Origin of the sequence: Corynebacterium sp. Marseille-P4321 (genome assembly GCF_903645305.1) — a bacterium.
Lineage (GTDB): Bacteria > Actinomycetota > Actinomycetes > Mycobacteriales > Mycobacteriaceae > Corynebacterium.
The window spans coordinates 160132-182339 of the sequence record NZ_CAHJXO010000001.1; the positions used below are offsets into that span (position 1 = coordinate 160132).

At 67.0% G+C, this 22208-nt stretch carries 13 protein-coding genes; 8 read left to right on the top strand and 5 right to left on the bottom strand.

The window, feature by feature from the left end; translation table 11 throughout:
* Nucleotides 1-34 precede the first annotated feature (34 nt).
* From HWX32_RS00715 to HWX32_RS00750, 8 genes are all read left to right on the top strand, one after another.
* The gene (locus HWX32_RS00715) at nucleotides 35-1855 is read left to right on the top strand and encodes a hypothetical protein (protein WP_175934336.1); all 1821 of its coding nucleotides are present in this window, start codon (nucleotides 35-37) and stop codon (nucleotides 1853-1855) included.
* A 144-nt stretch (nucleotides 1856-1999) separates the two neighbouring features.
* Complete coding sequence (locus tag HWX32_RS00720) at nucleotides 2000-3034, top strand: alpha/beta hydrolase family protein (protein ID WP_175934337.1); 1035 nt, start codon at nucleotides 2000-2002, stop codon at nucleotides 3032-3034.
* Nucleotides 3035-3444: 410 nt separating this feature from the next.
* Nucleotides 3445-5397 carry an alpha/beta hydrolase-fold protein gene (locus tag HWX32_RS00725; protein WP_075466607.1) on the top strand — a complete coding sequence of 651 codons (1953 nt, stop codon included), beginning with the start codon at nucleotides 3445-3447 and terminating at the stop codon, nucleotides 5395-5397.
* A gap of 14 nt (nucleotides 5398-5411) precedes the next feature.
* Nucleotides 5412-5861: a DUF732 domain-containing protein gene (locus HWX32_RS00730; RefSeq protein WP_175934338.1), complete on the top strand. Its 450-nt coding sequence runs from the start codon at nucleotides 5412-5414 to the stop codon at nucleotides 5859-5861.
* A gap of 212 nt (nucleotides 5862-6073) precedes the next feature.
* The gene (locus HWX32_RS00735; protein ID WP_368485894.1) at nucleotides 6074-6829 is read left to right on the top strand and encodes a cutinase family protein; all 756 of its coding nucleotides are present in this window, start codon (nucleotides 6074-6076) and stop codon (nucleotides 6827-6829) included.
* A 31-nt stretch (nucleotides 6830-6860) separates the two neighbouring features.
* Nucleotides 6861-8681, top strand: a complete 1821-nt coding sequence (locus tag HWX32_RS00740) for a FadD32-like long-chain-fatty-acid--AMP ligase (protein ID WP_175934339.1) — start codon at nucleotides 6861-6863, stop codon at nucleotides 8679-8681.
* 316 nt (nucleotides 8682-8997) lie between these two features.
* Nucleotides 8998-13851 carry a polyketide synthase Pks13 gene (gene pks13 / locus HWX32_RS00745; protein WP_175934340.1) on the top strand — a complete coding sequence of 1618 codons (4854 nt, stop codon included), beginning with the start codon at nucleotides 8998-9000 and terminating at the stop codon, nucleotides 13849-13851.
* Nucleotides 13852-13862: 11 nt separating this feature from the next.
* On the top strand, nucleotides 13863-15413 hold the full coding sequence (locus HWX32_RS00750) for an acyl-CoA carboxylase subunit beta (protein ID WP_175934341.1): 1551 nt from the start codon (nucleotides 13863-13865) through the stop codon (nucleotides 15411-15413).
* Between the two features lie 171 nt (nucleotides 15414-15584).
* On the opposite strand, the gene HWX32_RS00755 is transcribed toward HWX32_RS00750, so the two are convergent.
* The 5 genes from HWX32_RS00755 to HWX32_RS00775 are packed head-to-tail and all read right to left on the bottom strand — an operon-like array spanning nucleotide 15585 to nucleotide 22188.
* Entirely contained in the window at nucleotides 15585-15932 is a 348-nt protein-coding gene (locus HWX32_RS00755) for a DUF3054 domain-containing protein (RefSeq protein WP_254868185.1), read from the bottom strand.
* A gap of 10 nt (nucleotides 15933-15942) precedes the next feature.
* A complete protein-coding gene (locus tag HWX32_RS00760) occupies nucleotides 15943-17241 on the bottom strand; it encodes a cyclopropane-fatty-acyl-phospholipid synthase family protein (protein ID WP_254868186.1) in 1299 nt (432 codons plus the stop codon).
* Between the two features lie 4 nt (nucleotides 17242-17245).
* Nucleotides 17246-18697, bottom strand: coding sequence for an FAD-binding oxidoreductase (locus HWX32_RS00765; RefSeq protein ID WP_175934342.1), 1452 nt, complete (start codon nucleotides 18695-18697; stop codon nucleotides 17246-17248).
* 58 nt (nucleotides 18698-18755) lie between these two features.
* A complete protein-coding gene (locus HWX32_RS00770; protein WP_254868187.1) occupies nucleotides 18756-19889 on the bottom strand; it encodes a YbhN family protein in 1134 nt (377 codons plus the stop codon).
* Nucleotides 19879-22188 carry an MMPL family transporter gene (locus tag HWX32_RS00775; RefSeq protein WP_175934343.1) on the bottom strand — a complete coding sequence of 770 codons (2310 nt, stop codon included), beginning with the start codon at nucleotides 22186-22188 and terminating at the stop codon, nucleotides 19879-19881. Before HWX32_RS00775 ends, HWX32_RS00770 begins: the two co-directional genes overlap by 11 nt.
* Nucleotides 22189-22208 lie beyond the last annotated feature (20 nt).

Sequence of the window (22208 nt, forward strand, 5' to 3'; positions counted from 1 at the left end):
GCAGCGCCGCGCCCGCCCAGGTAGTATGCGCCGAATGACCAATAACGCCCGCACCTCTGTGCTCGCCGCCACGGTGGTTGCAGGCGTGTTCGCATTCATCGGCGGGTACTCGCGCCGCTGGATTTCGGACGACGGCCTGATCGTCCTGCGCACCGTTCGCAACATCCTGGCCGGCAACGGGCCGGTGTTCAACGCCGGGGAGCGCGTGGAGGCGAACACCTCAACGCTGTGGCAGTACTTGATCGCGCTGTTCGGGTGGCTCACCCCGGCACGGCTCGAAGACGTGGCGATGTGGCTCGCGCTCGCCTGCACCGTCGCCGCCGCCGCGTGCGCGACGTACTTCTCTGGTAGGTTCTGGACCGGCCACACCCGCGTCAGTCGTGCCCGCGAGGTTGGCGCGGTGATCCCGTTCGGCATCCTCATCTACCTCGCTTTGCCGCCGGCGCGCGACTTCGCCACCTCCGGCCTGGAATGGGGCTTGGCCCTGTTCTGGCTCGCGGTGTGGTGGGCGCTGCTGGTCAACTGGGCCACCCCGCCGCGCCGGGGCGTTGAACAGGTGGGTTACTTCCTCGCGTTCTGGTGCGGCCTGTCCTGGCTAGTGCGCCCGGAGCTCGCGCTCTACGGCGGGGTGACGGGCCTGCTGCTCATCGCGTCCAACTGGCGCAAGACGCCGGGGATCCTCGCGGCGGCACTCCCGGTGCCCGCCGCGTACCAGATCTTCCGCATGGGCTACTACGGCCTGATCACCCCGCACACGGCGGTGGCGAAGTCCGCGGCGGATTCGGAGTGGGCGCAGGGCTTCGAGTACCTCGGCGACTTTGTCGGCTACTACTGGCTCTGGCTGCCCCTGGTTGCGGCTGCTGTTGTGGCGGTGTGGTTTGGCAGGGGGGCGTTTGGACGTCGTCAAGCGATCATGCTCCTCACGTTCGGCTGTGCCTTCGTGCACGTGGTGTACGTGCTGCGCGTGGGCGGCGACTTCATGCACGCGCGCATGTGGCTGCTGCCGCTGTTCGCGGCGCTTCTGCCTGTGATGGCGGTGCCGGTGACGAAGGCGTCGGGCGCGCTCGCCGTCATCGTGGCGATGTGGGGCGGGGCGACAATCGCGCGCGCACACCCGATTGACTGGGAGCTTTACGAGGTCGGCGCCAAGGAGCTTGGCATTGTCGACGAGCGCGAGTTCTGGACCATGGCCCTCAAACGCGAGCCGGGCGACGCCCCGTACTACGCCGAGGACTTCCTCACCTCGAAGCTCATGACGGACTGGAACGAGTCTCTGGGCGATGCGCTCGCGGACGACGCCGCGCAGATCACTCTCTTGCGCACCAGCCGCGAGCCGGAGGCGTACGCATGGGCGCCCGTCGAACGCGAACCCACCGCGAGCGACCTGCGCGCGCTGCCCACCACCGCGTACCTGATTAACCTCGGCATGACTTCCATGAACGCGCCTTTGGACGCGCGCATCCTGGACACCGTCGGCCTTGCCACCCCGCTCGCCGCGCGCATGCCGCGCGATCCGGAGGGACGCGTGGGCCACGACAAGAGTCTGCCGTTCATCTGGCAGGTCGCGGACTCGGACGCGAACTTAGACGCGCTGCCCGGCCACATCGACGCGGTGAAGGCCAAGCAGGCGCGCGCCGCGCTGCGCACCCCCGAAATCGCGGAGCTGCTCGCCGCTTCGCGCGAGCCGATGAGTTGGGAGCGGTTCTTCAAAAACGCCCGCTACTCGCTCGGCGGGGGAAGGAGCTTGCAGCTTGACGACGACCCCTCGTCCTACCTCACCCCCTCTGAACTCGAGGCAATCGCCCGCGGCGAAAACCCTGGCTTGGACGGCGCCCGCATCGCCTGGCCGAACTAGCGCCAGCACCTGTAATGCCCCCTTGTAATGCCCCCCTGTAACGCCCCCGTGTAACGCACAGGGAATGGCGGTCGATATAACGGCTTGCTAACGTGTTCTTACCTTTTGCCTTGATAGAAGCTTGAAGGATTTTCGATGGGTTCTATGTCTACTTCCGGGTCCACTTCCGCGACCACTTCTGCCCCGCGCACCTCGCTGCGCCGCAAGATCACCACGACCGTGGTCGCCGCCGCGACTGCCCTGACCGCAGTGGTCGGTGCGCCGCAGGCGAGCGCCGCGCACCGCGACTGGCTGCGCCCCGGCTGCTCGTGGGACCCGGTGAAGTACTGGGTGCAGCGCTGCAACGTGTGGTCCCCGGCGATGAATCGTCACATTCCGGTGCAGATCCAGCCGGCGAAGCGCGGCGGCAACGCGGGCCTGTACATGCTTGACGGCCTGCGTGCGCTGAACACCACCAACGCGTGGGTCAACGACGTTAACGCGGCGAAGAGCTTCGTCAACCACAACATCACCCTCGTTATGCCGGTGGGCGGCGAGTCCTCGTTCTACACCGACTGGAACGCCCCGGCGACGTACGACTTCAACAACCCGGTGACCTACAAGTGGGACACCTTCCTGACGAAGGAGCTGCCGCCGTACCTGCAGCGCCACTTCGGCGTCTCGCCGACGAACAACTCCATCCTCGGCCTGTCCATGGGCGGCACCGCCGCGATCAATCTCGCTGCCCAGCACCCGCGTCAGTTCAAGCAGGTGCTGTCGTTCTCCGGCTACCTCACCACCACCGTCCCGGGTGCGCAGACTGCACTTCGCGCAACGCTTCTCGACGGTGGCATGTACAACGTCAACGCCATGTGGGGCTCGTCCCTCAACCCGCGCCGCTTTGAGAACGACCCGTTCTTGAACATGGGCAACCTGCGCGGCCGCGACGTGTACGTCTCTGCAGGTTCCGGTAACCCGGGCCCGGCGGACGCGAAGTACAAGCCGGAGCACCGCGCCGCAGGTATTGCTCTTGAGAAGGTTGCGAACGCGACCACCCGCGCCTGGTCCGCGAAGGCGAAGGCCACCGGTGTTGCGCACACCGCAGTGTTTACCCCGACCGGCCTGCACAACTGGGATCAGTTCGGCTCGCAGCTTGAGGCGACGAAGCCGCGCATCCTCAACGTGATGAACGCCTGGTAAGTCTTAGCCGCCGGCCTGGCCGCGATCTCACACCGCGCTCCTGCTTAGCAGGGGCGCGGTTTTGTCCTGTTAAAGCGAGAGTCAAGCGAGTGTGAAGCGATTTCCCCTGCCCAGCGAAATCGAGGTCTACCGGCCCTCCGCGGGGCACTAGACCTGGTTCCTGGAAACTGAGAAAACGCAGTGCGAACCCGGTGGTCGATTGTATGTATAAGTGATCGGGGTATAGTGGTCTGTCGCCTGCCGGTAGACCTCGATGCGACGCGCCGCATCGCCCCGGCTGACACGGCCCCGCAACGCCAACTGTGTCACACCTGCACCACTACTCTCGGCGTGTCTCCCGACTAAAGTCTCAACCAGTACTTAACCTTTAGGGAATCATGCACCCTGAGGCACACTGAGGTAGGAGACCCATGCGAGACAACCGTTCCCCAAAGACGTGGCTTGCCGCCGCTGCGCTTCCCGCCGCCGCGGCCCTGGTGGTCACGCTCGCCCCCGGAGTAACCTCCGCGAATGCGCAGCCGGACCTGTCGTCCGAGATGTCCTCGCGGGGCCTGAACTCCCGCGGGCTTTCCGACGGCCTGCGCCCGAAGGACCCGCCGCCGCGCACCCCGATCGAGGTGGACAAGAACCCGCAGATCCCGGGCCTGCCGGAGGGCGTGAAGGTGGACCGCATCGAGTGGCTGACCAGCCGCCGCGTCGCGGTGTTCATCAAGTCCGCCGCGATGCCGAAAGAGCTCATCCAGGTGCAGATCCTGCTCGCGCGTGACTGGCACTCCAACCCGGGCGCGAAGTTCCCGGAGGTGTGGGCGCTCGACGGCCTGCGTGCGCGTGACGACGAGAACGGCTGGACCATCGAGACGAACATCGAGCAGTTCTATGCCGACAAGAACGTCAACGTCATCCTGCCGGTGGGCGGTGAGTCCAGCTTCTACTCCGACTGGCAGCGCGAGAGCAACGGCAAGCACTACATGTGGGAGACGTTCCTGACCAAGGAGCTCGTGCCGATTCTGAACAACGAGTTCCGCTCCAACGGCCGCCGCGCCGTGGTGGGCCTGTCCATGGGCGGCACCGCCGCGATGAACCTGGCCGAGCGCAACCCGCAGCTTTTCGACTTCGTGGGTTCGTTCTCCGGCTACCTGGACACCACCACCACCGGCATGCCCACCGCGGTCAAGGCGGCGCAGCTGGATGCCGGCGGCTACAACGCCGAGGCCATGTGGGGCCCGCTGGGTTCGCAGGACTGGATTGACCACGACCCGAAGCTGGGTATCGAGAACTTAAAGGGCAAGACGGTCTACGTCTCCGCCGGCTCGGGCCGCGACGATTACGGCAACGCCAACTCCGTGGCGAAGGGCGCGGCGAACCCGGCGGGCATGGGCCTCGAGGTGATTTCGCGCCTGTCCACCCAGACGTTCGTGGACTACGCCGCGCGCACCAGCGTGAAGCCGATCGTGCGCTTCCGCCCGTCTGGCGTGCACAGCTGGGAGTACTGGCAGTTCGAGATGACGCAGGCCTGGCCGTACATCGCCAACGCACTCGACGTGCCGGAGGCGGACCGCGGCTCGAAGTGCGCGCCGAAGGGCGCGATCGCGGAGGCGACGAAGTCCGGCGTGATCGGCACGTGCGTCAACGACGAGTACAACGCGGGCAAGGACGCGCGCGGCAAGGCGCAGGACTTCCGCGGCGGCACCGCGTTCTGGTCGCCGCAGACCGGCGCGCACCCGCTGTACGGTGCGATTCTGGCGAAGTACACCGGCCTCGGCGGCGCCACCGGCTGGCTGGGCTTCCCCACCACGGGCGAGACGAAGACGCCGGACGGTAAGGGCCGCTTCGTGCACTTCGAGAACGGTTCGATCTACTGGACGCCGCAGACGGGTGCGTACGCGATCCCGGGCGACATGTTCGCCGCGTGGGGCAAGTCCGGCTACGAGACCGGTGTGTTGAAGTACCCGGTGGCCGAGGCGAACCAGGTGGGCAAGGGGTACGTGCAGAAGTTCCAGGGCGGTTTCCTCACCCGCAACCCGGACAAGAAGCACTTCCAGGTCCACGGCGCGATCGGCACGAAGTACGGCGAGCTGGGCACGGCGACGTCGCAGCTCGGCTTCCCCACGTCGAACGAGATCGCCATCCGTGGCGGCGCGTTCCAGCAGTTCGAGGGCGGCAACATTTACTGGTCGCCGTCCACGGGCGCGCACGTGGTGTACTACGGCGACATCTTCAATGAGTGGGGCAAGCGCGGCTACGAGCAGGGCAAGCTGGGTTGGCCGACGAAGGACATGGAGAAGATCCCGGCGGGTGGCCTTACCGCGGAGTTCCAGCGCGGCACGATTTCCCAGATCAACGGCGTGGTGAGCGTGAAGTGAAAAGGGCACTTTGCTTGACGACGCTTGGCCTCGCCGCTTTCCTCACCGCTTGCGGCGGGGCGACCGTCGACTCGGAGGACGTGACTGCAACGGCCGCGTCCACGGCTACAGATACGGCTACGTCTAGTGCGGAATCCTCTTCTTCAGCCGCGTCGGCGGCGCAGCCGTCGAGAAGCGCAAATGCCGACGACCGCCCGGCGCAGGAAGTGGAGACCATCCCCACCCAAGCCGCCGCATTTAGCCCCGAGGAGCAGGCCTTTTTGGATCACCTACGGGAAAACGGGGTGAACGTGGAGGGGGTTGAGGACCAACTCACAGCCACCGGGTTTACTGTGTGCGCAGACGATCCCGTAACACGCGACGCGGTGGCGGGGCAGCTCGTGGAGCAGCGTCGCACCGACATGGATGCCGGGCAGGTTGCAGAGCTGCTCAGCGAAACCGCGCGCACGAATCTGTGTAGCTAGCGTCGCGTTGTAGTTCGCGGCGGAGGCGGTAAGGAGCCGATTGGTATGCGTTCCTCGCGCAACGTGTTTGTGGTGGCTGCGGCACTGGTGGTGCTCGCGCTCATTGGGTTGGGCATTTACCAGTGGCAGTCCGGCGACGGGGAGCCGCCTGTGGCCGAGCCGCCGCACTCTAGCGAGCCCGCCCCGAGCGAAGAGGTGCCCGCCGAGCCCGAATGGTGCCCGGCACCTGGGAGTCCGCGCCGGACGACGACCCGTTCAACCCCCAGGCCAACCCGCAATCGTTCATGCTGAGCATCACCGCTCCGCTGCAGCAGCAGTACGACCAGAAGCAATTGCGCGTGTTCACGGTGCCGTACACCGCCCAGTTCAAGAACATCCAGTCGCCGCAGGGGCGCGCGGAGAAGCCGTACGATGTCTCGCGCGCCGAGGGCACCGCGAAGCTGAGAGGCGAGCTTGCGCACGTGGCCGAGCAGTGCTCGCGCACGCAGTTCATCATCGCCGGGTTCTCCCAGGGTGCGGTGATTGTGGGCGACGTGGCGGCCGAGATCGGCGCGGGCAACGGTCCGATCCCGCCCGAGCGCCTCGCGGGCGCGGTGATGGTCGCCGACGGCCGCCGCGAAAACGGCGTGGGTGTGAACCCGGGTGCCGAAGTCGGCGGCGTGGGTGCGGAGATCGCCCTCCAACCGTTGCAACGCGTGGCGGACCGCGTTACGCCCGGGGCGACGTTGACCGGCCCGCGGCCCGGCGGTTTCGGTGCGGTTTCGGACCGCGCCTTTGAGATCTGCGCGCCGAACGACACCATCTGCGACGCGCCCGCGGACATCGGAACGGCCCTGGGTAGGGCCCAGGAACTCATCGCCGCGAACGGTGTGCACGCGATGTACGCAACCAACCCGGACGCCATTCCCGGGACCACCGCGCCCGAATGGACGCTAAATTGGGTCCGGACTGTGGTAGATAGTTTGTAGCGCAAAACATTTACGTCCCGAAGGAGCCCACGTGGACCTCAAGCAGCTGATCGCGAAGTTCATCGACGAAAACGGCGACATCGCCCTTCCTCCCGGTTTCACCCTGCCCCGCCTCATGGAGCTGCTCTACCAGGCCCAAGTGCAGGCGGGCGGCGGCGACAAGGTGGTGCTGAAGGACTGGGACTTCTCCGAGGACGTCGACGGCACGGTGCGCGAGTTCACCCGCACCGAGGTGAACACCCGCATCAAGGCGGTGGCTGCGCGTCTCGCCCAGATCGGCCAGCCGGGCGACCGTGTCGCCGTGATGGCGCCGAACTCCGCCGAGTACCTCTTCGGTTTCCTCGGCGCGATGTACGCCGGCCAGGTGCCCATTCCGCTCTACGACCCGAACGAGCCAGGCCATGCGGACCACCTGCGCGCGGTGCTTTCCGACGCAAACGCGAAGATCGTGGTGACCAACACCGCCGGCGCGCCCGCCGTGCGCGCGTACTTTGCGGAGCTGCCCGCTGCCGAGCGCCCCCGCACCCTCGCCGTGGACTCCCTGCCGGATACCCTCGCGCAGTCCTACGAGCCCGTCGCCGACAGCGTGGACACCGCGGGCGACACCTGCTTTTTGCAGTACACCTCGGGCTCCACCCGCAACCCGGCGGGCGTGGTGATCACGAACGAGTCCATCGTGACCGACGTCATCCAGATCTACGACTCGATCGTGTTCCACATGCCTATGCGCGGCGTGAGCTGGCTGCCGCTGCACCACGACATGGGCATCATCGTGGGCACCCTGGTCATCCTGCTTGGCCAGGAGTTGGAGATCTTCTCGCCGCGCGAGTTCATCCAGCAGCCGAAGCGCTGGATCGAGCGCCTCGCACGCCGCGAGGACGACCCGGAAGACATCCACGTCTACACCGCGGTGCCGAACTTCGCGCTCGACCTGTCCGCACGCTACGCAGCGCCGGAGGACCCGGAGGAGTACGACCTGACCTCCGTCGACGGCATCATCTGCGGCTCCGAGTCCGTGGCGAAGGCGGGCGTGGACAGCTTCGTCGAGGCGTTTAGCCCCTCCGGCTTCGAGCGCACGGTGCTGCGCCCCTCCTACGGCTTGGCCGAAACGACGCTGCTCGTGGCTACCGACCGCACCGACGAGCGCCCCAAGTTCGTTGAGCTGGACCGTGAAGCACTCGCCGAGGGGCGCGCAGAGCTTGTCGACGGTGGCGTGCCCATGGCATCGAACGGCCAACCTGTGAACTGGATGCACTTCGCGCTCGTGGACCCTGAGACCCGCAACGAGGTCGCTGAAGGACACGTCGGCGAAATCTGGGTGCACGGCAAGAACGTCGCGGCGGGATATCTGGACCGCCCGGAGGAAACCGCCGAGACCTTCCACAACACCATCGGCGAGACCATCCAGGACGGCCTGCCGAAGGACGACTGGTGCGCCACCGGCGACCTGGGTGCGCAGCTCGACGGCCACCTGTACATCACCGGCCGCGTGAAGGACCTCGTGGTGGTGGCTGGGCGCAACCACTACCCGCAGGACATCGAAACCACCGTGATGGAGGCATCCGGGCACGTGCGTAAGGATTCCGTCGCCGCGTTCGCAGTCCCAGGTGTGGAGGACAGCGACGGCACCGAGCGCCTCATCCTGCTGGTCGAGCGCACCGACGACGCGACCGCAGACGGCGACGCCGCCGCCGAGGACGCCATCCGCGCCGCCGTGACCGCCAAGCACGGCATCTCGCCCGAGGTCATCGAGTTCTACGCGCCGGGTGAAATCACCCGCTCCTCGGCCGGCAAGATCGCGCGCCGGGTCAACGCGAAGCGCTTCCTCGAGCGCGAAGCCGCGCAGCAGTAGCGGCACATCTGCGTGCTGCGGGCGAGACTCGGGGCAAACCTGAATTCGCCCGCCCCCAACTCGCTCGCCGCCGCTGAACCCCCAGCTCGCGCCCGCTCCGGCGCCGGCCCCGCCGCCGCGTAATCAGGTTTGCCCCCCAAACCTGATTACGGGCGGCGCTTTCGTGCGCGTATTTGTGCCGGAGCCGGCATTGCGGCCCGTGCGACGCTGCGGAATTCAGGTTTGCCCCGAGTCTCGCCCGCAGCATGGTGAAGCGCACCGTGCGGCGGCGCGGGCAGTAACGAAACGGTCACGGTGGGCGATAAGGTGGGATGTTATGAATGAGCACCAATTGACACAGTGGCTCACCGAGTGGGTGGAGCGCACCACTGGCGTGGACGCCGTGGATGCGGCGACCCCGCTCGACACCTACGGCTTGTCTTCGCGCGACGCGGTGATCCTCTCCGGCGAGCTGGAGAATCTACTGGGGCGACGCGTTGACCCGACCATCGCGTACCAGTACCCGACGGTAGCTTCGCTGGCCAAGGCGCTCGTGGCGCCGGAGAAGGCGCGGCCGGAGACGGGGGAGACGGTGACGCGTCGTGAAGCAAGCACTGCTCACGACGTGGCCGTGATCGGTTCCGCGGGCCGCTTCCCGGGCGCGGCGAACAACGACGAGTTCTGGCAGCTGCTGCTCTCAGGCCAGGTGACCACCGGGCCGCTGCCACCGCTGCGCTGGAGCGAGTACCTCGGTGACCCGGTCGTGCGCACGAAGATGTCGGAGGAATCCACCGACGGCGGCTACATGGACGGCGTGGCCTCCTTTGACCACGAGTTCTTTGGGGTCAGCCCGCTCGAGGCGGCGAACATGGACCCGCAGCAGCGCATCATGATGGAAGTTGCGTGGGAGGCGCTCGAGGACGCGGGTCTGCCCGCCGACCAGCTGCGCGGCGAGCCCGTCGGCGTGTTCGTGGGCTCGTCGAACAACGATTACGGCATGCTCATCGCGGCCGACCCGGCGGAGGCGCACCCGTACGCGCTGACTGGGTCGTCCTCGTCGATTATCCCGAACCGCATCTCCTACGCGTTCGACTTCCGCGGGCCCTCGATGAACGTGGACACCGCGTGTTCGTCCTCGCTGGTGTCGGTGCACCACGCGGTGCGCGCGCTTCGCGACGGCGAGGCGGACGTGGCACTCGCGGGCGGCGTGAACGTGCTGGCCAACCCGTTCGCCTCGCTGATGTTCTCCGAGCTGGGCGTGACCTCACCGACGGGACGCATCCACGCGTTTTCGGACGATGCGGACGGCATCGTGCGCGCCGACGCCGCGGGTTTCGTGGTGCTCAAGCGCGTCGAGGACGCGATGCGCGACGGCGACAACATCCTCGCCGTGATTAAGGGTTCCGCCACGAACTCCGACGGCCACTCCAACGGCCTGACCGCCCCGAACCCGGAGGCGCAGGTGGACGTGCTGCGCCGCGCTTATATCGACGCGGGCGTGGACCCGCGCGAGGTGGACCTGGTCGAAGCCCACGGCACCGGCACCATCCTGGGCGACCCGATCGAGGCCGCCGCGCTGGGCGAGGTGCTTGGCCGCGGGCGCGAGGCCGCGAACCCGCTGTTGCTTGGCTCGGCGAAGTCGAACATCGGCCATTCCGAGTCGGCCGCAGGCGTGGTGGCGCTGATCAAGGTGCTCGAGGCGCTCAAGCACGACACCATTCCCGAGTCGCCGAACTTCAGCGGCCCGAACCGCTACGTGGACTTCGACGCGGAGCGCATCGAGGTAGTTCAGGATCCGCGCGAGTGGCCGCGTTACTCCGGCCGCCGCGTCGCGGGTGTGTCCGGCTTCGGATTCGGCGGCACGAACGCGCACGTGGTGGTGGCTGACTTCGATCCGGCCGACTACCCGGATGTGCAGGTGCCGGAAACCGCGGCCGCGTTCACCGACTTGGAGCAGGCGGCGCTGCCGGTTTCCGGGCTGCTGCCCAGCCGTCGCAAGGAGGCGGCTGCGCAGCTCGCGGACTTCCTTGAGGCTCGCAACGACCGCAAAGATACCGACCTCATCCCGCTGGCGCGCACGCTCGCGCGCCGCAACCACGGCCGTTCCGCGGCGGTGGTCCAGGCCCGCACTGTTGAGGAGGCGGTGCGCCGTCTGCGCCAGGTCGACGAGGGCAAGATCGGCCCCGGCATCGCGTCCGCGGACGCCCCGGACCCGATGGGGCCTGTTTTCGTGTACTCGGGCTTCGGCTCGCAGCACCGCAAGATGGCCAAGGAGCTGATGAGCAGGTCGCCGCTTTTCGACGCCCGCATGCGCGAGCTCGACGAGGTAGTCAAGTTCCAGGCCGGCTGGTCGATGGTGGACATCATCTTCGACGACGAGAAGACCTACGACACCGAGACCGGCCAGGTCACCATCACCGCCATTCAGATCGCGCAGACGGACCTGCTCGCCGCGTGCGGTATGAAGCCGGCCGCGACGATGGGCATGTCGATGGGCGAGATCGCCGCGGCGTACGGCGCGGGCGGCATCAGCGCCGAGGACGCGCTGCTTATCGCCTGTGCACGCGCGCGCCTGATGGGCGAGGGCGAGGCGATGATCGCCGGCACCGAGCAAGAGGGTGCGATGGCGGTGGTGGAGCTTTCCCGTGAGGCGCTCGCCGAGTTCGTCGAGGCCCACCCGGAGGCCGCGGGTGTGGAACCCGCCGTGTACGCGGGCCCCGGCATGACCACTGTGGGTGGGCCCGGCAAGGCCGTGGACTACCTGGTGGCCGCGCTCGAGGCGGAGGAGAAGTTCGCCCGCAAGCTCAACGTGCGCGGCGCCGGGCATACGAGTGCGCTCGACCCGATCATGGGCGACCTCGCGGCGGAGATCGCGGGCATCGACGCCAAACCGCTGAGCGTCCCGCTGTTTACCTCGGTTGATCGCGGTGAGGTGTACCACGCGGGCGAGACCGTCCACACGGACGACTACTTCCTGCGCATGACGCGTCAGCCGGTGTACTTCCAGGACGCCACGGAGGCGGCGTTTGCCGCGGGGCACTCCACGCTGGTGGAGATCACACCGAACCCGGTTGCGCTGATGGGCATGATGAACACCGCGTTCAGCGTGGGCAAGCCGGATGCGCAGTTGCTGTTCACCACGAAGCGCAAGGTGGACGAGCTGGAGAGCCTCACCGATTTGGCCGCGAAGCTCTTTGTGGCGGGCCAGCCGGTGGATTTCGCCGCGTTGTTCGGCCCGGGCGAGCAGCTTGACGCGCCGAAGACGCAGTTCAAGCAGGTGGATCACTGGACGCCGGCGCGCCCGTCGTCCGCGAACCAGTCGCTGCTCGGCTCGAAGGTGCGGCTTCCGGGCGGCGAGACAGCGTTTTCCACGCCCGCGGACCAGATTTTCAGCCCGCACCAGCTCATTGAGGCCGCGGCGGCCGAGGTCGCGCCGGGTGCGCGCGTGGTTGCCGCCGAGGATCACGGCGTGCTGCCCGCGGACGGTGAGGTGACAACCATCGTGGCACCGTCGATCGCGGGGGTGAGCATCAAGCTTTACGACGACTCCGTGCTCGTCGCGGAAGGTTTCGCCACCACCCTTTCCGCAGTGGAACCGACCACTTCAGCCGGGCAGGCGCCCGCCGCGGAGGAGACGCCGGAACCCGACGCGCTCGCAGACTCCGTCGGCACCGGCAGCCTGGACGGGAGCCTCGATGAGAGCCTGCGCTGGGACCCCGCATCCGGCGAGACGGTGAAGGAGCGTCTGCGCGGCATAGTCTCCGAGTCCATGGGCTACGACGCCTCCGACCTGCCGGACGAGCTACCGCTAATCGACCTCGGGCTCGATTCGCTCATGGGCATGCGCATCAAGAACCGCATTGAGCACGATTTCCAGATTCCGCCGCTTGAGGTGCAAACGCTTCGCGACGCCTCCGTGGCCGACGTCATCACAATCGTCGAAGACGCCGTCGCGGGCCGCGAGCAGGTGCTGCCGCGGCCGGACAACTCCCAGACGCGCGACCCAGCGAGCGAAGCCGCAAAGGCGCACACGGGCGTGGGCGTCGCCCCGCGCGATGCCTCCGAGCGCGCCGTGTTCGGTGCGTGGGCGAAACACACTGGTGCTGCCGCGGCGGGCGTGACCAGCCCGCTGCCGGAGATCACCGAAGCGCAGGCCGCGGACATCGCCGCGCACCTCACGGAGCGTGCCGGCGTGGAGATCACCGCCGAAGACGTGCGTGGCGCCGAGACGCTCGAGCCGCTGGCAAACCTCGTGCGTGAGGGCCTGGAGACCCCGGTGGACGGCAACATCCGCGTCTTCCGCACCGGCGCCGCCGCTGGCGCGGACGGCGCCGGGGAAGCGGGGCCGGACGAAGGAGGCCCGGCTGGCGCGGACGGCGTCGGGGAAGCGGGGCCGGACGAAGGAGGCCCGGCCCCGGTGTTCGTGTTCCACCCCGCGGGCGGCTCAAGCTCGGTGTACGCTCCGCTGGCGCGCCGCCTGAACCCGGACGTGCCCGTCTACGGCGTGGAGCGCCTCGAGGGCGAGCTGGAGGACCGCGCGGCGCAGTACGTCGAGGACATCAAGCGCATCGCTGACGGGCGCAAGGTTGTGCTCGCCGGCTGGTCGTTCGGCGGGGCGCTCGCCTACGAGGTCGCGCACCAGCTTGGCGACGAGCACATCGAGTTCATCGCGCTTCTCGACACCACCCAGCCGTCCGAGCCGATCCCCAACACACCGGAGGAGACGAAGGCGCGCTGGGGCCGCTACGCGAAGTTCGCCAAAGACACCTACGGGCTCGACTTCGAGGTGCCCTACGAGCTGCTGGACACCGCCGGTGAGGACGCGCTGTTGGCCATGCTCACCGACTTCCTCGCCACCACGGACGCCTCGGAGCACGGCCTGGCCGCCGGCGTGCTGGAGCACCAGCGCGCCAGCTTCGTGGACAACCAGATCCTCAACCACCTCGACTTCGCCCGCTGGGCCGACGTCGACGTGCCGGTGCTTTTGTTCCGCTCGGAGGGCATGCACGAAGGTGCGATTACCCTCGAGCCGAACTACGCCAACATTGACGAGGACGGGGGATGGGGCGCTATCGTCGATGACTTGACAATTGTCCATCTGCCCGGTGACCACCTCGCCGTGGTCGACGAGCCAGCCATTGGCATCGTGGGCACACACATGAACGCATGGATTGAGGGGAAGCGGAAGTGACGGAAGCGTCGATGAGCAAAAGCTCCACTGCCGCCAAGCTCGCCGACCTGCGCGAGCGACTAGCCAAAGCCCAAGACCCGGGATCGGAGCGCTCGCGCAAGCGGCGCGACGACGCCGGGCGCACCACCCCGCGCCAACGCATCGACGCGCTACTCGACGAAGGCTCCTTCGTGGAAATCGGCGCGCTCGCCCGCACCCCGGGCGACAAGGACGCGGTGTACTCCGACGGCGTAGTCACAGGCTACGGGCGCGTCGACGGGCGGCCGGTGGCGGTGTACGCGCACGACAAGACCGTCTACGGCGGCTCCGTCGGCGTGACGTTCGGGCGCAAGGTGACCGAGGTGATGGAGTTCGCGATCAAGATCGGCTGCCCCGTGATCGGCATCCAGGATTCCGGCGGCGCCCGCATCCAGGACGCCGTGACGTCGCTTGCCATGTACTCCGAGATCGCGCGGCGCCAACTCCCGCTGTCGGGGCGCTGCCCGCAGATCTCCATCATGCTGGGCAAATCCGCAGGCGGCGCGGTGTACGCCCCGGTGACTACCGACTTCGTCGTCGCCGTCGACGGGGAAAGCGAGATGTACGTCACCGGCCCGAATGTGATCCGCGAGGTCACCGGCGAAGACATCACATCCGCCGAACTCGGCGGCGCCCGCGTGCAGGAGCAAGCCGGCAACATCCAGGCCGTCGTGGGCAGCGAGGAGGAAGCATTCGACTACGTGCGCGACCTCCTTTCGCACCTGTCTACCTCGGCGTTCGACGCACCGCCGCTTGTCGACGCCCCGGCGGACGACGAACTCGACGACACCGCCCTCGATGCCTTCATGCCCGACGACACCAACGCCGGCTACGACATGATGGACCTGCTCGTTCAGCTGGGCGACGACGAAGACCTCCTCGAAGTCCAAGCCGGGTACGCCGAGAACCTCATTTGCGCGTTCGGCCGCATCGACGGGCGCACCGTCGGCTTCGTGGCGAACAACCCGATGTACCTCGCGGGCTGCATCGACGCCGACGCCGCCGACAAGGGCGCGCGATTCATCCGCACCTGCGACGCGTACAACATCCCCATCGTCTACGTCGTGGACACACCCGGCTACCTGCCCGGCGTGGAGCAGGAGCGCCAGGGGCTGATTCACCGCGGCGCCAAGTTCGCCTTCGCCGGCGTGGAGGCCACGGTGCCGAAGATCGCGCTCATCGTGCGGAAAGCCTACGGCGGCGCGTACGCCGTGATGGGCTCGAAGAACCTCTCGGGCGACTTGAACCTGGCGTGGCCCACCGCCCAGATCGCGGTGATGGGCTCGGCCGCCGCGGTGGTCATGCTGCAGGGCAAGCAGCTTGCGGCTATCGACGACCCCACGCAACGCGAAGCCATGAAGAAAATGTTCATGGACTTCTACGACGCCGAGATGACGTCGCCGTACGTCGCGGCGGAGCGCGGCTACATCGACCAGATGATTGAGCCGAACCAAACCCGCGTCGCTTTACGGCGCGCCCTTCGCCAACTAACATCCAAGCAGGAATTCGACCTGCCTAAGAAGCACACGATTAGTCCCCTCTAGTAAGGTTTTGACCCATGCTCTCTTCTACCCTTGACATCGTCGGCGACCTGGTCAGCATGCTGATCTGGTTTATCAATGGCATTCAGACCGGAAACCCGGCCTGGAACTTCGGCATCGGCTTCTAAGCCTGTACGCCGAAAACGCACCCGTTTGGTTGGCGGGTGCGTTTTGTTATTTGCGCACGAGTTTTGCCACGCCGCGCCAGCCCAGCATCAGCAGCGCGGACATGGTGGTGGCGACGATGATGAACGACCAGTGGGGGATGGCCTGGTTGCGGATACCCCAGATGACCAGGCCGGTGACCACGGTGACGATCCAGATGATCCCACCGTTGTTCTTGCGGGTGATCAGCCACCCCAGCGTCACCCCCAGGGCAAACGGCCACAGGGTGGACAGCCAGCCGGTGAAGTTGAACGGCATCTCCTCGGTCTGGTGGGCAGCGCGGGCCAAGAGGGCGAAGGCGGCGATGGCGACGTAGTCGGCGGCGATGGCGTAGGGCTTGGAGATGGTGTTGCTCATGCCAGCCACTCTAGAACACCGAGTCGTTCCACCACCGGCGCTCAGGTGTGCCGACGCGGGAGCCGTCGCTAGCAAGCTTGATGCCCACGACTTGGTGCAGCTCCACGACGTCGTGCTCGAAACCCCATTCGGAGCCCGCCATGTACATGCCCCACAGTTTGGCAGTGTTCTCGCCGACGAGCGCGACTGCCTCGTCCCAATTGGCCTTGAGGTTCTCACACCAGTCGTGCAGCGTGCGCATGTAGTCGAAGCGGATGTTCTCCTCGTGGAAGACTTCGAAGCCGTGGTCCTGCATCTCGTAGATGATCGTGCCGGAGCCGGTGAGCTCGCCGTCCGGGAAGATGTAGCGGTTCATGAAGCCGCCCTGCGACGTCTTGTGGTTGTCCGGGTAGGTGATGCAGTGGTTGACCATCACGCCACCCGGGCGCAGCTTGCCGGCGAGGAACTCAAAGTACGAGGCGAAATTCTTCACCCCGATGTGTTCCAACAGGCCGATCGAAGAGATGCCGTCGAAGTCGGTCTCGGTGACGTCGCGGTAGTCCAGGAAGCGCACCTCCGCGAGGTCCTCAAGGCCCTCCTCCTTGATCTTCGCCTGCGCCCACTCGGCCTGCTCCTCCGAGAGGGTGACACCGAGGGACTTCACGCCCTGGCGGGCTGCGTAACGCACCATGGAGCCCCAGCCACAGCCGACGTCGAGGTGCTTGTCACCGGGCTTAAGGTTCATCTTCTCAAAGACGAGGCGGAACTTGTTTTCCTGTGCCTCGTCGAGCGTGGCGTCCGGGGTGGGGTAGTAGGCGCAGGTGTAGGCCATGGAGTCGCCGAGGAACAGCTCGTAGAAGTCGTTGCCCACGTCGTAGTGGGACGAAATAACCTGGGCGTCGCGTTCCTTCGAGTGCGGGGCGAGGCCCTGGCGGATGGTGCGCTCGAACCAGGACGCTTGCTCCGCCTCCGGAATTGGCTGGATCTGCAGTGCGCCCATGGAGCGCAGGGAGCGTGCGATGCGGACGAGCTCGCGCGGGTTCGGGCGCTTGTAATTGCTGTAGAGGGTGCGCATGTCATCGAAGACATCGTAAGGGTGGGCGAGGTGCGCGCCTTCAACCGTCAGGCCATCGGTGACCCAGGCGCGGGCGAGGCCGACGTCGCCGGGGTGGGTGACTATGTAGGACAGGCCCCCGGGGCTGTTCACCTTCACGGTGTGCTTGGCGTCCGCCGGTCCCATTGATGAGCCGTCGAAGGCTTCCCACCTGAACGGGGTGCCAGAGGGGAAGAGGGTGTCGACGATATCCGCCACGGTCATCTGCATGGTCATTCTCCTACGCGTTTTCCACTGTCTTTTCGTAGAGGCCCGGGAAGCGCCGGTCCGGGTCGTACTGGGCTTTCATCCGCTCCGGCAGGTCCCCGCCGTAGAGGCGCTCGAACTCGACGCGGTCGTAGAACGCCTCCGAGTACAGGGACTTGTGTCCGCCGAGGTCTGAGACCTTCCGCTCGATGACCTTGTTGAAGGCCCCCGGCTCCACCTCCGGGACGCCGGACCAAAAGCCGACGTTCACCCACGTCGTCGCCGGCTCGAGGGGGTAGAGTGGCCACGGTGCCTCCTCATCGAGTCCGACGCCAGCGAGCGTATCGACGCCGTCTCGCAGCCGGATCGGACACAGCCAAACCGGCTGGATATCGCTGGCTTTGAAGAACCAGTCGAGGAAGTCGGCGACCTGCGTGTCGCGCACCTCGATGTCTTGCACGACGCGCTCGGTGCGCGGCAGGCCCTTCGGCTTCTTGAGGAACCGGTACTCCAGGTCGTACTTTTTGTCCAGGCCCACGAGCTTCCAGTAGAACGCACTGCGACGCAGCTCGCGCGGCCAGAACTTGCGCACCTTGGGGTTTTGGGTGCCGAAGGCGCGGGAGCACCAGAACCAGTCGGTGTCCCAGCGCCAGATGTAATCGCGGATAGTGAGGAAGTCGTGGTGCACGCCCGACGGGTGCTGCAGCGAGCGGTAGTACACGGCGTCGCGCGTGTAGTCAGAGGTCTCCGGCGCCTCGCCCGCCTGGAAGGCGCAGACGAGGTACTGCTCGGTGGGAGAGAACGCGACGGCGTCGAGGCCGTGCAGGGCGCGTCCGCCCCATTCGCCGGTGGCGGCGGCATCGGCCAGGGCGTCCTGGAAAGCCGTGAGGTCGTCGTAACGCACGTGCTGGAGCTCGATGAATGGCTCGACCTCCTCGAGCTCGATGGTGAGGCGCACCGCGTAGCCGAGTGAGCCGTACGAGTTCGGGAACGCGCGGAAAAGTGCAACGTTGTGCTCGCGCGAGCAGGTGACGACGTCGCCGGTGCCCACCAGCACGTCCATCTCGAGCACGGATTCGTGTGGCAGGCCGTTGCGGAAGGAGGTGGACTCCACACCCATGCCGGAGACGGCGCCGCCGAGTGTGATGGTTTTCAGCTGCGGCACCACGAGTGGCACGAGGCCGTACGGCAGGGTCGCGTCGACTAGGTCTTCGTAGGTGCACATGCCCTGCACGTCGGCGGTTTTCGTCACTGGATCGACGGCGATGACGCCGCGCAGGCCATCCACGTCGAGCCCGGCGCTCCCCGCGTCGCGGGAACGGAAAAGGTTCGACGTCTTCTTGGCCAGGCGCACCCGCTGGCCGTCTGGCACCCGCCGGAAGCTATCCAGGAGTGCGATAACCCCCTCCTCGTGCGCGTGCCAGCCGATGGGCGTGACACGTTCAAAATCCACGCTGCGTCCGTAAAACATCCTGGAAACGCTCATGTAATGCAACTATAGATCCAAGTTGCACGCCACGCGCAAGATAAAACGTCACGCAAATTCAAACGGCTTTGCCAGCGGCCGGACGCCCGGCCATGAAGCCGCGCCCGGCGTACACCGCGGCGTAGACCACCCACCCGATCGCGGTGATGAGCGCAAACGACACCGCGCGGTACACCACCGTCGCCGCGGTGGCGTGCACCAACGTCATCCCGCCGGCCACCAGCATGGCGGCGGCCACCGGCTCCACGGTGCCGAAGCCGCCCGGGGTGATCTGCGCGGCGCCCGCGAGCTTCGTCATGATGTAGGCCAGCGTCACGCCCATCACCGTGATCTCGTTGAGCCCGGCCGTGACCCCGGGCGGGGACCCTAATACGGCCCAGACGGCGAAGTACATGGTGGCTACGTCGAGAATCTGGTTGAAAAGCGACAGCGCAGCCGCGGCCGCGAACTCGCCGCCACGCATCCGGATTGCGGCGACCTCGTCCACCACGTCGCTGACTCGCCCGCGCAGCCGCTCCGGCAGGTAGCGCACCCACCGCTTCAGCACCGCCGGGTGCAGCGTGGCCCAAAATATCGCCGCGGTCGTGCCGGCGGCGGCGGCGAACATGGCGCCGAGCGTCCACACCGACAGCTGCGCCCCCAACAGAACCACCGCGGCGGCGCCGATGACCACCATCCACACCGTGGACAGCGCGCCGGAGATGACGAAGAAGAACCCGCACAGCCCCACCGGCGCACCCCAGGCGCGCTGCACCCGGAACGTCAGCCACGCGGAGAACGCGGGGCCGCCGGGCACGGTGGTGGACCACGCGTTGGACGCCAGCACCACCGCGTTCGTGCGCCGCGGCCCGCAGATGCGCCCCTCCAAGTTCAGCAGGACCTGCATCACCCCGCTCATCGCGGCGATCGCGGCCAGCGCGGAGGCGACGGCCGCGGCGAGCGGGCCGAGGGAGGCCTCCGACAGCGCGTCCCACGCCTCGCTGAGGAACGGCAGCCGGTCGCGGAAGATCACCAAAAGCGCCACGATGGCGGCTACGGGCGCGAGCCATCGCAGCCACTGCCGCAGGTGCTGCCTTCGCGCCGTTCCCGCCCCGTCGGCAGGCGGATGCGCAGGCTGCCCGGGCTGCGCCGACTGCGCCGACTGCGCCGACTGCTCGGCGCTGTGCGGCCCGGGCGCGGCGTTAGCGCTCAAGTTCTTTCTTCTTCAGCTGGCCGAGCGCGTCGCGGCGGTTTCGCTCGTCGATGCGGCGAATGAGCTCGTCGAACGGCACGAGTGTGGTGTCCTCCTCGACGGAGACGCCGGAGCGGTACGGCTGCGTGTCCACCACCATGTCGGCGACGGCGTCCTCCCCGCGGGGGCGGGCGGCGGGGGCGCGGGAGCCGTCGCCAAGCGAACTTGCGGTGCGCTGCACCCACTTCGGCGCCCACCAGTTGTCTTCGCGCAGCAGGTGCATCACGGCGGGCACGAGCAGCAGACGGATGATTGTGGCGTCCAGGGCCAGCGAGAAGATCATGCCGTAGGCGATGTATTTCATCATCACGATGTCGGACAGGGCGAAGGCGGCCGCCACCACGATCATGATTGCCGCGGCCGCGGTGATGATGCCGCCGGTGTGCGCCGTGCCTTCCTTGATCGCGCGGTCCGTCGGTGCCCCTTCGTCGCGCGCCTCCACCATGCGCGAGACGAGGAACACCTCGTAGTCGGTGCTCAGCCCGTACAGGATGGCGATGATCAGCACGAGCACCGGGCTCATCAGCGGCCCCGGCGTGAAGTTCAGTGCACCCGCGCCCACGCCTTGCACGAAGACGAGTGTGAGGAAGCCGAGGGTCGCGCCGATGCCGAGGACGTTCATGATCACTGCCTTCGCCGGCAGGATCAGCGAGCCGAACAGAAGCGCCATCAGCAAAAACGTCGCCAGCACCATGTAGAGCGCCATCCACGGCAGCCGCTCGAGCAGCGCCTCGATCGATTCGACCTCCATGGCGGGGGTGCCGGCGACGTAGGTGTCCACTTCGGCGTCGATGTTTCGCAATTGCTTGACGACGTCAGCCCCGCCGTTTCGGTCCGCCAACGGCGCAGAAAGGACCGTGATCCCGTCTTGCGTCGGGTGGGCAGGCTTTAAAGGCGCTGCGAGGCCTTCGATTTGGCGCGCCTGCACGTAGACGTCGATAAGCTGCTCGTTCGTCGCCCCCGCAACCACCAGCTTGATGGGGTCGGTGCGGAACTGGGGGAATTCCTCGTTGAACTCGTCCTGCACCTGGCGCGTGGCCTGGTCCGGCGGCAGGTAGGTCTCGTTGATGCCGCCGAAGGAGATCTTCGCAATCGGCACGGTGAGCAGGATCAAAACGGCCGTCACGCCGACCACGACGCCTTTCGCGTGGCGCATGGCCCACGAGGGGATGCGGTACCACACCGTGTCCTCGACGGAGCGGCCCTTCCGGGAGGTGCGGCGGCGCACCGACCACTTGTCGATGTTCCCACCCAACATGCCGAACAAACTCGGCAGCATGGTCACCGAGATCACCGCCGCGAGCACCACCGCGCTGATTGCGCCGTAAGCCACCGACTTCAAAAACGCCTGCGGGAACATCAGCAGGCCGCTCAACGCCACGCCCACCATGAGCGCGGAGAAGAACACCGTCTTGCCGGCGGTGGCGGTGGTGGAGGCGACGGCGTCCTCGACCGGCTTGCCCTGGTCCAGCTCCTCGCGGAAGCGCGAAACCATGAACAGGCCGTAATCGATGGCCAGGCCCAGCCCCAGGAGCGTGATGATGGACTGTGAGAAGATGTTGACCTGCTGGTACTTCGCCAAAATGGCCAGCAGAGACAGCGAGCCGATGATGGACAAAATGCCCACGATCAACGGCATGCCCGCCGCCACCACGCCGCCGAAGACGAACAACAAGATCACCGCGATGAACACCAGGCCGATCTTCTCGGCGCGTGCGATGTCGTCTGCCATGCCCTTATCCAACGCGTCGGCCACTGCGGTGGCGCCGGCGATCTGCACGCTTGCGCCGTCGGGAAGCTCAATGCTCTCAAGCGCTGGCTGGATGGTGCGGAAGTCTTTCAGCGTTTGCTCGCCGTCGCCCGCGAGCCCGATCGCCGCGAACGCCTTCGTGCCGTCGGACGAAACCTGCTGCGGGTTCGGGTGGTCGAAATACGAGGTGATGTGGGCGATCTCGTTGGGGAAGTCCGCCTTCAGCGCGCTGATCTGCCGGTTCGCGGCGTCGAACACGGCTGGGTCCTGCACCCCGTTCGGCGCGCTGACCAGCACGATGACGTCGCCGGAATTGTCGCGGCCGAACGTGTCCTGCTCGATGACCGCCGCCGTGGTGGAATCCGCCCGCGGATCCTCCCAACCCTCGCCGGAGAGGCGCTCGCCCAGCTTCGCTCCGAAGAACACTTGCAGCAGCAGGATGAGCACCACCACCACAACGGGGATGATCTTGCGATGCCGGTAGGCGTAGCGGCCCCAGGAGTAAAACACGTCGCCTCAGCCTCCTTCCC